We start from the raw sequence: 12,110 nt of genomic DNA, 5'->3' as shown, positions 1-12,110 counted from the left end.
GTTTCGCACAAGAACGGGCCGTCCTTCAGGGGGCGGCCCGTTCTTGCGTTGATGAGGCGCTAGCTGACTCTGCAGCGGGCCTTCAGAACAGGGTGGGCGGCGGCTCTTCCGGGTTGGGTTCGAAGCGCGGCCCGCTGGGCACGGGTGCCCCCACCGTCTTGGCGCCCACCGTCTTGGCGCCCGCAGATGTCGCCGCCGACGACCACGCCATCTTCGACGGATCGGAGCCGGCCGGGCGCCGTCGACGTTCGCCGTCGCCGCCCGTGTACATGCCGAGCGCGGCGGAACGGATGCCGCCCGTCACGGGGTCTTCCTCGCCGCGCGTGAGCCCGTGGGTGCGCATCAGCGGCCCCATGCGCTCGGACAACCACCGCCGGTACTCTTTCGGCGCATACGACGACTCGGCGTACATCTCGGTGTACGAGGCCACGAGGTGCGGATGATTGCGTTGCAACCAGTGCATGAACCACCCCTTCACGCCCGGCCGCAGGTGTAGAGCCGTGTAGAGCACCGACGTCGCACCCGCTGCGGCGCACATGCGCAGCGCGTTGTCGAGGTGTTCTCGCGTGTCGGTGAGGTGCGGCAGGATCGGCATCAGGAACACGCTGCACGGCAGGCCGGCCTCGCGTGCCGCCGTCACGGTGGCGAGCCGGGCCGTGGCCGACGGGGTGCCCGGCTCGATCGACTGCTGCAGCTCGGGGTCGTAGATGGCGATCGACATCGCCAGATCGACGGGGATGGTTTCGGCCGCCTGGGCCAGCAACCCCAGGTCTCGCCGCAGCAACGTGCCCTTGGTGAGCATCGACAGGGGAGTGCCGCTCGCCGCCAGGGCCTCGATGATGCCGGGCATGAGCGTGTATTTGCCCTCGGCGCGTTGGTAGGGATCGGTGTTTGTGCCGAGAGCCACCGGATGGTGTCCCCAGCTGGGCTTGGCGAGCTCGGTGCGCAAGACATCGGCCACGTTGACCTTGACGACGACCTGGTTGTCGAAGTCGGCGCCCGCGTTGAGGTCGAGGTAGGTGTGCGTGGGGCGGGCGAAGCAGTAGACGCACGCGTGCGAGCAGCCGCGGTAGGGATTGATGGTCCAGCCGAACGGAACACTCGACTGCGAGTGGACTTTGTTGAGCGCGGACTTGGCGAGCACCTCGTGGAAGGTGACGCCGGCGAACTCGGGAGTCTGCACGGTGCGCACGAGGTTGTTGAGCTTGGCGAGGCCGGGAAGCGCGTCGGCGTCTTCCGTGGCGATTGCCTGCGCGTTCCATCTCATACGTCTAGTAGAACATATGTTCGATGGAATTGCGCGACGGAAAGAGACGCGGGGTCGAGCGCGTTGCCTGAGTCAAGCAACCTACAGGCCGAGCAGTTTGCCCTTCGCGGCGGCGAACTCCTCGGCGGTAAGCGCGCCCTGCTGGTGCAGGGCCGCGAGCTGTTCGAGTTGCTGCATCAGGTCGGCACCGCCGGCATTGCTCCCAGAACCGGTAACTGGTCCGGGGCCACCACCCACGGTGCCGGTGAAGCCATCCACACCGGCGTCTCCGCCCGCAGCCGCCGTGCCCGCGGGATCGTGCTCAGCCGCCTGAGCGGGCGTCGGCAGCGTGCCAGAGGCGGGCTGGCCGTAACCCTGCTGGCCGTAGCTCTGCTGGCCGGAACCCTGCTCGCCATAGCCCTGCTGGCCGTAACCCGGTTGCGCATAACCCGGTTGCGCATAGCCCTGCTGCCCGCCGCCCTGCGGCGCTGGTTCGGCGGCAGGTGCCTCGTCGTAGCGGTCGCGCTCCTGAAAGCGCCTGATGCCGCCCGATACGGCCGTGGCGGTGCCTGCAATGACGGCGGTCCTCGCGGCGGCCTGCAACAGACCCCCGCGTCCGATGCGTCTCAGGAAAGGCATGTTCGTCTCGTTTCGTCAGAGTCCGGATGCTTCGGCGACGATCTCGTTGACCACGGCCGCCGGGATCGTCTCGACGTGGCGGATGGCTCCGCCGCCCGCCGAGATGGTCGCCGCCAGTTCCTTGGCCCACAACATTTCTACGACCAGTATGGCGGCCGATGAGCCGGCGGTCACGAGGGGAGCGAGGTCGGCGACATCCGTTTCGCCGGTGAGGCCGTGGGCGGCCAGGTCGAGTGCCGCCACGATGTCTCGGAACGCCTCGAAGTCCTCGGGCGCGTTGTGGTGGAATTCGTCCCATTCGAGGATCGACACCTCGCCTGCCTCGGATTTGCTCACGAACACGAGGTCGAGCAGTCGCACCGAGTCGACATCGGCGAGTTGTGCCACGGCCTGGGCGACGGAGGGCCCTGGCCCCGCGTCGGGGAAGGCGAGTACGAGGACCTCGACGGGGCCATAGTCGTTTGCGGGCACTGATGCGGCGTCGCTGTGCTCGGTCATGGTGTCCCCTTGCTGGCTTCGTCGTGTTGTCGTCCGTTGCTGGGGACTGTAGCACCGGCGGGAAGGCAGCCGCTGACTTTTCTCGGATGTTGGCGCAGCGCGGGCTCGAATGCGCCGAGGTCACCGCTCACAGAATGAGGATTCGTCGCTTCAGCGAGACGCCAGGAAAAAGATGGCTACCGTCGCGAGCAGCACGATTGCCACGAATACGGTGTCCCGGTGTCGCCAAGGAACCGAGTAGCGCTCAGTTCTGTGCCGAGAGGCGCCGAACGCTCGAGAATCCACGGCGAAGGACATCCGCTCGGCGTGTCGGATGCCACCGGCCAGGAGTGGCACGACCATGCCGACGCTGCGCCCCACCCATCCGACGGGCCCTCGCCGAACCACCGAACCACGGACGCGACGGGCCGCCCGCAGCTGCTCGAGGTCCCGCCCGAATCGTGGCACGAACCGATAGGCCGCCAGCGCCGTGTAGCCGAAGCGGTAGGGCACCCGCAGATTCTGCACGAGCGACCGCACGAGGTCGGGCCCGGCCGTCGTCAGACCGGCAATCAGCGACAGGGTCAGGATGCTGCACAGCCGCAACGAGGTGGCCAGCCCGACGCCCAGCGCGGCCACGGTGTAGCGGTAGTCGCCGAGCTGCAGGATCACGGTGTCGGCGGGCGCGCCGAACAGGCCCTTGGGCAGGAGTGTCGAGCGCAGGGCGGCCGCCGGGTCGGTCCACGCGCCGAAACCCAGCGCGAAAACGACGATCAGGGCGGGCAGCGCGACGCCGAGCAGCAGGGCCGTGCGCCGGCCGACCCGAGCGCCCGTCACGATGACGATCAGGGCGAGGGCGAGGAAGAGCAGCGGGGTCAGGATGTCGCGCGTGAACAGGAGTGCCGCCATGGCGGGCAGCACGGCCACCAGTTTGGCGAGCGGATTCAGGGCGTACAGATAGTGGCGGGGACGGGCCGATGTGAAGCTGCGGTAGGGGTCTGTCACGCGTCGGCCCTCCGGCCGCTGGTGCCGTGCTCGCCGCCGCCGTGACCCGCTGTGCCCGCGATCTGGTCGAGCCGCCGCACCTGTCGCCACTCGGTATGCGTGGTCACCGCCTGGAACGCGCGCGCGAGCGGCGGCAGGCGCAGTCCGTTGCGCTCGAGGATCGCCTCGTCGCCGAGGATCTCGTCGACCGTGCCCGCCTCGACGAGCCGCCCGTCGGCCATGACGGCGAGGTGATCGGCGTGATCGACCGCCAATTGCAGGTCATGCGTCACGACGACGACGGTCGTGCCCGCGCGGTTCAGTGACCGCAGCAGGTCGAGCAGTTCGTCGCTGCGCTCGCGGTCCTGCCCGAACGTGGGTTCGTCGAGCACCAGGGTGGAGGCACCCGCGATGAGCGCCGTGCCCACCGACAGCCGCCGCTTCTGCCCGCCCGACAGAAGGAATGGATGCACGTGGGCGGCGTCGGCCAGACCGAAACGCTCGAGCATCCCGGTCACCTGGCGCTCGATGGTCGACTCGTCGACGCGCCGCGCCCGCAAACCGTAGGCGAGCTCATCGAACGCGGTGTGGGCGACGAATTGGTGTTCGGGGTTCTGGAAGACGAATCCGACGTGTTCCGAGAGGCGGCGCGCGTCGGTTCGGGCGGGGTCGAAACCGTGCACGCGCACGCGGCCAGAGGAGGGTGCGGTGATGCCGACCATGGTCTGCACGAGGGATGACTTGCCGGCCCCGTTGACGCCGACGATCGCCCAGAATTCGCCCCGCCCGATGGTCAGCGAGACGTCGTGCACGATGCGGGTGCGGCGGCGCGTGACCGAGACGCGGTCGAGCACGACGGCCGGCTGCGGATGTTCGGGCGCGGCGTTCGTGGCGGCCGTGATCGCTCGTGCCGAAGCCGGAGCTGAAGCCGGAGCCGACGTTCCGGCTGCCGCCGGGGCGGGCAATGAGGCCAAGGCGCGCCCCCGAGGCACCGTGTCCAGAGCCGTCGTCAGCTCCTCGCCGGTCAGTGGCAACGGCTCGTCCGCATCGAAAACCCCGGCGTTCCGCAACCGCCGCCCCGCCTCGGTCGCGGGCGGCAACCACACGCCCAGCTGGTGCAATTCGTCTGCGCGCCCCGCCAGCACCTCGCGCGGCGTGCCGTCGGCCACCGGATGCCCGTCGCGATCGATCACGATGACGCGGTCGACGATGCGCACGGCGCGGTCGAGGTCGTGTTCGATGAGCACGAGGGTGTGCCGCCCGTCGGAGGCGATCTCGGCGAGGGCGTCGTACACGTCGTCGGCGCCGGCCGCATCGAGGTTGGCGGTCGGTTCGTCGAGCACGATGGTGTCGGAGTCGAGCGCGAGTGCCGCGGCGATGGCGACCCGCTGGCGCCCGCCGCCCGACAGGATGTCGGGGTTGCCGACCCGCCGCTCCCACAGGCCCACGCGGCGCAGGGCGGCCTCGGCACGGCGCAGGATCTCGGGCACCGGCAGGCTCAGATTCTCGGGCCCGAAACACACCTCGTCGAGCACGCTGCCGGTCACGATCTGGGCGTCGGCGTCTTGGAACACCATGCCGACGCGCTCGCTCAGGGTCGCCACCGAAGCATCCCTCGTGTCGACGCCGTCTACGCGCACGCTGCCGTGCATCTCGGCCGGAACGGCGTGCCGCACCAGCCCGTTGAGCGCCAGCGCAAGCGTCGATTTGCCCGAACCGCTCGGCCCCATGAGCAGGACGACCTCGCCCGCCCGCAGGGTGAACGTCACGCCGTCGGGGCTGAAGCGGTCCCGTCCGTCGTGGCGGATGCGCAGCCCGTCGACGACGAGCCGCGGCCCGGACGTCTGCGGGACCTCGGGCGCGGGGATGAAGGCATCCGTCACGTGTGAGCCAGGCGGGGGAGGCGCGAACCGGGACCGGAACCTGAGCCCGAGCCCGTACCCGTGCCTGTGCCCGAGCCCCTGCCGGACGTCCGCGACGGACGGCGATCGATATCGTGCTGCAACCCTCGCGCGGCACCCGTGCGATCGATGCCCGCGGCCACGAGACGCGCCAGCCACGTGACGAGGAGCGGCGTCAGCACCCACACGGCGATCGAGACGATCTCGGCGACGGGCGCGAAGTGGTCGACGCCCAGCGCGATCAGCACCACGCCGCCGAACACGACGCCCGCGATGGCGGCCGCGAGGTAGAACACCCACGCCTTCCAGTAGCGGTAGCGCGACAGGGCGAACGGCAGCTCTTGCAGCAAGCCGATCAGCAGCCCCGTGCCAATGTGCCGCCACACGTTGGTGGGGTTGAACGCCGAGGCGGTCAGCCCCGCGATGACACCGGTGACGACGGCGACGCCCGGGCGGCGCAGCAGCGATTGAGCGACGACCCCGGGGAAGAAGTAGACGCCGATGAGCACGCCATAGACGACGGGGATGGTGGCGAGCACGACAACGTGCAGGTAGCCGGTGACCGCGAACACCAGGCCGCCACCCACGCCGATAGCTGCACAGGTGAGAAGGAGGCGGGTGTTCATGCTCGTCATGGTGAGTCCTGGTGTCGAGGCGGGGGCGCGTTCATCCAATGTAGTTGAGGCCTGTGACCGGAGCCACGGAGAGGGTCGCGCGCGTGTGGTCTGACCACAGTTTACGCCCAATCATCCCCGCCTGCCAGGGCGAGATCAGACGGCGCGGGGACGGCGGCGACGCCGCGGAGTCAAACGCACATTCGGCAGCGGCGGTGCCGGAATCCGCGCACCCGCGTGCCCCTCGACCTGCCCGAAACGGCCGTCCTGCGCCTCCCAGTCATCCCGAGCGCTCACGATGTCGTCGTGGCTGCGGCCCACGAAGTTCCACCACATGATCAGGTCCTCGGCGAAAGGCTCGCCACCCAGCAGGATGAAGCGGGCGTCACCCTCTGCGTGCACGGCCACGTGATCGCGGCCCAACCCCAGGTAGAGCATGGGCCCCGAGGCGAGCAGGGCGTCGCCCACGCGCAGCGCGCCCGACAGGACCGCGATCGCGTATTCGAACCCGGGGAGGAGGGGGATGGTGGCGCTCGCCGCATCAGACAACTGCGCGTCGGCGCCCACGATCGGAGTGTGCGTCGTGGCGGGGGAGCTCACGCCGCCGAGTTCACCGAGGAAGACGGTGGCCCGCAGTGCGCCGTCGACGAAGACGGGCAGGTCGGCATGTGTCTCGAAGGCGGCATCGCCCGCGGCGGCCTCGGGCGGCAACGCCACCCAGAACTGCAGGCCCTCGAGCGGCCCAGCCGTCTCGCCGATCGAGAACTCTGAGTGCGACACTCCACGCCCACTCGTCATGAGGTTGAGCTCGCCCGGCCGCAGCGTCACATCGCTGCCCACGCTGTCGCGGTGCCGGATATCGCCCAGCAGGGGCCACGTCACGGTCTGCAGACCCGTGTGGGGGTGCGGCAGAACGCGCATGAGCGCCTGTTCGTCGAAGCGGTCGAAGAAACACCACGCACCCACCATGGGTAGCGCGCGCTGCGGCAACAGACGATGTACCTGGATGCCGCGCACCCCGCCCAGCGGAACCTCGCGCGGCTCGAGCAGCAGCATCTCGGGCCCCTCGACGTCGGGGCGCCGGCTCACGCTCTCGGTGTTGTGCCCGTCGAGCCTCGTCATCGCGCTGCGCCCGCCATCAGAGGGTGTCGGGCGAGACCAGGTGCTCGTCGAATTCGTGGTGCTCGGCCACGTAGTCGGCGACGAACGAGCAGCCGGCGACGATTTTCTCGCCGCGTGCCACGGTGTCCTCGAGGGCGGCCTTGACCAGGATGGAGCCCGCCCCGGCGCCCTGGAACTCCGGGCGGATTCCCGTGTGGGTGAAGACCGTCGCGCCACCCATTTCGCGCACGTCGGCGACGCCGACCAGGGTGTTGCCACGCCACAACTCGTAGCGCTCACGCTCGTCGTTGCGCACGACGCGCTCGTCATCGGTGGGCGACTCGGTGTTCGACTCGGCGTCGGCGTCGGAGTTCGCCGCGCTGGTCGCCTCCGGGCTCGCTGAGCCGTCGGTCTCGATGCCCGTCTCGTTACCCCGGTCGGGCGATGTTTCGTCAGTCATGTTGCACGCTCCTTCGTGTGCCACAACCTACTCCGCGCGGTGCTTGTTCCGAACGGGTTGCGCTCGGCACCCACCCATCCACGCTATCCGCTCCGAATCAAGCCCGACCCGTCGATGTCTGGCCCGAACCCGCCCTCGACTATCGTTGACGACAGGAACAGGAGGAACGGATGCATTCACGCCCAGCCCGCGTGGCACGTGGCCTCGTCGCCGCATCCGTTTCCACTTTCGTCGCCGCCCTCTCGCACGCGGCCGCCGGGTCGCAGGCTCCCAGCCTCGTAGCCGTGGCGCTGTGCCTCGTGGTCGCGTCGTTCGCCTGCATCGCGCTCGCCGGCCACCGCCTCACGCCCTGGCGCACGGCCGCCGCGGTTCTCGTCAGTCAGGCCGTCTATCACGCGCTCTTCACAGCCATTCCGGCGGTGTCGGGCAGCGCCGAATCTGTGTTCGGGATGTCGGGGGCGCACGTTCACGGGCAGGCTCACGCCGCGGCATCCCCGTCGTCGTTGTCGTCATCGGCTGCCGACGCCGCCATGGGCATGGGTGCCGCGGGTCCTCACGCGCATGCGGCAGGCCACTCCGACGCACTCATGTGGGCCGCCCACGGTCTCGCGGCCCTCGTCACGGTCGCCGTCGTGCTGCACGGCGAACGCGTCTTCTGGGGCCTCTTCGACACCCTGCGCCTCACCTTCCTCACACTCTTCCGACCCCTCGCCGCGGCCAGCACGCCGTTGTCGGTGTCGGTTCCCGTGGTGGTGCGCCGCATCCTGGCACCCATTGCACCTCCCTTCTTGTCCTCTGTGAAACATCGCGGTCCGCCGTGCGGAGTCTCGGCTGCCTTCGCGGCCTGACCCGCACGTCGCATCATCCCCATTTCACAGTTATCGGTCGCAGGCTCTGCCGTGACCACCAGACAAGGACTTAATCGCATGAAGAAACGCACCCCCCTGCTCGCCGTCGGCTCCCTCACGGCCGGCGTCGCCCTCGCGCTCGGCGCCCCGCTCGCCGCGAGTGCCCACGTATCGGTCACCCCGTCCGACACGGCCGCCGGTTCTTACACGGTCCTGAGCTTCGCGGTCGGCCACGGCTGCGACGGCTCGCCCACCACGAAGCTGAGCTTCGACATCCCCGAGGAGATCGTCGCCGTCACGCCGACGGTCAGCCCGAACTGGGACATCGAGAAGCAGATGACCGACCTCAAGGACCCGATCACCGACAGTCACGGCACGTCGCTGGCCGAGCGTGTGGGAACGGTCGTCTACACGGCCAAGACGCCGCTGGCCGACGGTTACCGCGACACCGTGTCGTTCCAGGTGCAGCTGCCGGAGGATGCCGCCGGCAAGACCCTCAGCTTCCCCGTCGTGCAGACGTGCGAGCAGGGTCAGACCGACTGGACCCAGGTCGCGGAAGACGGCCAGGACCCCGAGGAGCTGGAGTCGCCCGCACCGCAGGTGACCGTCACCGAGGCGTCGGCAGCGGGAGCCCACGGGCACTCCGACGCCGATGGCGATGAGGATGCTTCGGCCGCTTCCGCATCATCTGAAGCTGCTGCCGCCACCACCGCCGAAGCCGGCCCGGATGTCGTCGCCCGCACGCTCGGAATCCTCGGAATCGTCGTCGGCGCCGCCGGTGTCGTCACGGCCGTCGTCGCCACCCGCCGTCGCACCCAGAAAGGCTGACGTATGACTGTCACCACTCGAAAGAAGTCCGGTCTCGCTCTCGCCGGGGCGCTCGCGCTCGCGGTCGGCACGCTCCTCGGTGTGTCCCCGCTCGGCGGTTCGGCGGCCGAGGCGCACAACTACCTCGTGTCGTCCAGCCCGGCCGCGGGTTCGACCGTCACCGAGCAGCCGGGCCAGATCGTCATCACGACGAACGACGCCCTGCTCGATCTCGGCGGCGAGAGCGGCTCGAACCAGCTGCAGCTGAAGGGCCCGGGCGAGACCTTCTATGGTGACGGTTGCACGACGGTCAACGGCCCGGCGCTCACGATGCCCGCGCAGCTCGGGCAGCCGGGGGAGTACACGGTGATCTGGCAGGTCGTCTCGACCGACGGGCACCCGATCTCCAACGAGTTCACGTTCACGTGGGCCCCCGATGCCGCCCAGACGCTCGCCGAGGGGCAGACCAGCGCCCCGGTGTGTGGCCAGGCGTCGTCCCCGGCGGCGTCCGAGCCGTCGACGGATGCTGCCACGACAGCGCCTGCGCCCGACGCGACGGATTCGGCGGCCCCGGCTCCCGAGCCCGAGATGACGACCCAGACCGACGCGGCGGCGGGTGAGCAGTCGCAGGCCGCTGGCGACATCCTGTGGATCGGTGGTGCCGTCGCGGTTCTCGTGATCGCGGGTCTGATCGTGCTCGTGGTGCTGCGTCGCCGCAAGCCGGCGGGTGTCGCGGATGATGCGGGCGCAGCGTCGTCGCATCCCGAAGAGCCCGGCGAGCGCTAAGCCCTCGGCTCGGTCGCATTCTGTTCTCCACAGGTGTGATCGAGCCGATCTCTCCACGGATGCGGGGGAGCCGACCTCTCGGGGTGGGCTCCCCCGTATTTTCGTCTCACGGGGTGCCGCACGGTGCTCCTGCAGACGAGGAGAACACCATGGGCAGCCCCACCGTTCGAGCGCCGCGCCGCGCCTTCCCCCGCGTTCTCGATCTCACCGAGCAGCGGCGGTCAGCCGAGGAGCCGACCGGCCCACCCGCTGGATCGCCTGCTTCGCCCGCTGAGACAGTGATGTCGGTAGAAGGAGGTAGCGTTATGGGCGTGACGCCCGCCCTCGAAGTTCTGCACCGTGTCTTCGGGTACGACGAGTTCCGCGGCGAGCAGGCCGAGATCGTCGAGCAGGTCGCGTCGGGCGGTGACGCCGTCGTGCTCATGCCAACGGGTGGCGGCAAGAGCCTCTGCTACCAGATCCCGGCGCTCCTGCGCGAGGGCACGGGCATCGTCGTCTCGCCGCTCATCGCGCTCATGCAAGACCAGGTCGATGCGCTGACGGCCGTGGGCGTGCAGGCGGCGTTCCTCAACTCTTCGCAAGACGCCGCCGAGCGTGAGCGCGTCGAGCGTGCCTACCTCGACGGCCAGCTCGATCTTCTCTATGTCGCCCCCGAGCGGCTCTCGTCCGAGTCGACCAAGCGGTTCCTCGCCAACGGAAAGGTCGCGCTCTTCGCGATCGACGAGGCGCACTGTGTCTCGCAGTGGGGCCACGACTTCCGCCCCGACTACCTGTCTCTGGGTGACCTGGTTCAGCGGTGGCCCGATGTGCCGCGCATCGCGCTCACGGCCACGGCCACCGATGCCACGCACCGCGAGATCACCGAGCGCCTGCACCTCGAGCGCGCGCAACACTTCGTGGCCAGCTTCGACCGGCCCAACATCCAATACCGCATCGTGCCGAAGAACGAGCCGCGCAAGCAGCTGCTCGACTTCATCCGGCGCGAGGGCTCGGGCGAGGCCGGCATCGTCTATGCCCTCAGCCGCAACACGGTCGAGAAGACGGCCGAGTTCCTGAAGCAGAACGGCATCGACGCCATGCCCTATCACGCGGGCCTCGACCAGGTCACGCGTGCCCGCACGCAGGCCCGGTTCTTGCGTGAAGACGGTGTCGTCATCGTCGCCACGATCGCCTTCGGCATGGGCATCGACAAACCCGATGTGCGCTTCGTGGCACATATCGACCTGCCGAAGAGCGTCGAGAGCTACTACCAAGAGACCGGTCGTGCCGGGCGAGACGGCCTGCCCTCGGTGGCCTGGCTGGCCTACGGCCTGCAAGACGTCGTGCAGCAGCGTCGCATGATCGAGCAGTCGCCCGGCGACCTCTCGCACCGCCTCAAACTGCAGAAGCACCTCGACTCCATGCTCGCGCTCTGCGAGACCGTCGACTGCCGCCGGCAGAACCTGTTGCATTACTTCGGCCAGGACGCCGAGCCGTGCGGCAACTGCGACACGTGCATCGAGAAGCCCGAGACGTGGGACGGCACCATCCCCGCCCAGAAGCTCCTCTCCACGGTCGTGCGCCTCAAGCGTGAGCGCAACCAAGAGTTCGGTGCCGGCCAGATCGTCGACATCCTGCGCGGCAAGCGCACTCCGCGCGTCGAGCAGTTCGGTCACGACCAGATCGCCACCTTCGGCATCGGTCAAGACCTTTCCGACCAGCAGTGGCGCGGCGTCGTGCGTCAGCTGCTCGCCGCCGATCTCCTGGCGGCGCGGGGCGAATACGGCACGCTCGTCATCACGCCGGCGAGTGCCGAGGTGCTGAGCGGCAACCGCACGGTGCGCATGCGCAACGAGCCCCTCCGCCAGGCCTCCTCCGGCCGGTCGTCGTCGTCCTCCCGCCGAGCGGTCGTCGATCTCGCCGAGGCCGACATTCCGCTGTTCGAGGCGCTGCGCGCCTGGCGTGCGGCCGAGGCCAAGGAGCAGGGCGTCCCCGCCTACATCGTCTTCGGAGACGCCACCCTGCGCGCCGTCGCCGAGTTGCGCCCGCGGTCCCTCTCCGACCTCGACGGCGTCAGCGGCATCGGCGAAAAGAAACTCGCCGCCTACGGCGAGGGTCTCTTGAGCGTCGTCGCCGAGCAGGCCTCCGCCTCGGCCTAGCTCACGCCGGTGTCGCCCGCATCCCTGTAGAAATCGACAGCGACGGCCGCGAGCGGTTCACGCGCATTTGTGGCAATCCCACGGGTCGCTTCACGGATCGTTAGCGGAC

General features: G+C 69.3%; 12 protein-coding genes. 4 read left to right on the top strand and 8 right to left on the bottom strand.

Features of this window, described 5'->3' with window-relative positions; translation table 11 throughout:
- Positions 1–82: 82 nt before the first annotated feature.
- From ACZ6IE_RS12100 to ACZ6IE_RS12065, 8 genes are all read right to left on the bottom strand, one after another.
- Positions 83–1,267 carry an Rv2578c family radical SAM protein gene (locus ACZ6IE_RS12100; RefSeq protein ID WP_464608146.1) on the bottom strand — a complete coding sequence of 395 codons (1,185 nt, stop codon included), beginning with the start codon at positions 1,265–1,267 and terminating at the stop codon, positions 83–85.
- An 81-nt stretch (positions 1,268–1,348) separates the two neighbouring features.
- Positions 1,349–1,885: an SHOCT domain-containing protein gene (locus ACZ6IE_RS12095; protein ID WP_464608145.1), complete on the bottom strand. Its 537-nt coding sequence runs from the start codon at positions 1,883–1,885 to the stop codon at positions 1,349–1,351.
- A 15-nt stretch (positions 1,886–1,900) separates the two neighbouring features.
- Positions 1,901–2,383 (bottom strand): DUF6325 family protein, encoded by a 483-nt coding sequence (locus ACZ6IE_RS12090; RefSeq protein WP_464608144.1) that lies wholly within the window; start codon positions 2,381–2,383, stop codon positions 1,901–1,903.
- A 150-nt stretch (positions 2,384–2,533) separates the two neighbouring features.
- Positions 2,534–3,367: an energy-coupling factor transporter transmembrane component T gene (locus tag ACZ6IE_RS12085; RefSeq protein WP_464608143.1), complete on the bottom strand. Its 834-nt coding sequence runs from the start codon at positions 3,365–3,367 to the stop codon at positions 2,534–2,536.
- Positions 3,364–5,229 (bottom strand): ABC transporter ATP-binding protein, encoded by a 1,866-nt coding sequence (locus ACZ6IE_RS12080; RefSeq protein WP_464608142.1) that lies wholly within the window; start codon positions 5,227–5,229, stop codon positions 3,364–3,366. The genes ACZ6IE_RS12085 and ACZ6IE_RS12080 overlap by 4 nt, the downstream gene beginning before the upstream one ends.
- Complete coding sequence (locus ACZ6IE_RS12075) at positions 5,226–5,873, bottom strand: ECF transporter S component (RefSeq protein WP_464608141.1); 648 nt, start codon at positions 5,871–5,873, stop codon at positions 5,226–5,228. The genes ACZ6IE_RS12080 and ACZ6IE_RS12075 overlap by 4 nt, the downstream gene beginning before the upstream one ends.
- Before the next feature lie 144 nt (positions 5,874–6,017).
- Positions 6,018–6,983, bottom strand: a complete 966-nt coding sequence (locus ACZ6IE_RS12070) for a pirin family protein (protein WP_464608140.1) — start codon at positions 6,981–6,983, stop codon at positions 6,018–6,020.
- Positions 6,984–6,999: 16 nt separating this feature from the next.
- A complete protein-coding gene (locus ACZ6IE_RS12065; protein ID WP_464608139.1) occupies positions 7,000–7,422 on the bottom strand; it encodes a GNAT family N-acetyltransferase in 423 nt (140 codons plus the stop codon).
- Positions 7,423–7,592: 170 nt separating this feature from the next.
- Between ACZ6IE_RS12065 and ACZ6IE_RS12060 the strand changes: the two genes are divergently transcribed.
- The 4 genes from ACZ6IE_RS12060 to recQ all read left to right on the top strand — a co-directional run bounded on the left by ACZ6IE_RS12060 (position 7,593) and on the right by recQ (position 12,001).
- Positions 7,593–8,270 (top strand): hypothetical protein, encoded by a 678-nt coding sequence (locus ACZ6IE_RS12060; RefSeq protein WP_464608138.1) that lies wholly within the window; start codon positions 7,593–7,595, stop codon positions 8,268–8,270.
- A 78-nt stretch (positions 8,271–8,348) separates the two neighbouring features.
- Positions 8,349–9,098, top strand: a complete 750-nt coding sequence (locus ACZ6IE_RS12055) for a YcnI family copper-binding membrane protein (protein ID WP_464608137.1) — start codon at positions 8,349–8,351, stop codon at positions 9,096–9,098.
- A 3-nt stretch (positions 9,099–9,101) separates the two neighbouring features.
- Positions 9,102–9,863: a copper resistance CopC family protein gene (locus ACZ6IE_RS12050; RefSeq protein ID WP_464608136.1), complete on the top strand. Its 762-nt coding sequence runs from the start codon at positions 9,102–9,104 to the stop codon at positions 9,861–9,863.
- A gap of 281 nt (positions 9,864–10,144) precedes the next feature.
- The gene (recQ, locus tag ACZ6IE_RS12045; protein ID WP_464608135.1) at positions 10,145–12,001 is read left to right on the top strand and encodes a DNA helicase RecQ; all 1,857 of its coding nucleotides are present in this window, start codon (positions 10,145–10,147) and stop codon (positions 11,999–12,001) included.
- Positions 12,002–12,110: the final 109 nt, after the last annotated feature.

The sequence above is a fragment of the Okibacterium sp. AC114 genome, assembly GCF_979253355.1.
The sequence above is the reverse complement of the archived record's forward strand: the minus strand, read 5'-3'. Positions and strand labels throughout refer to the sequence as shown.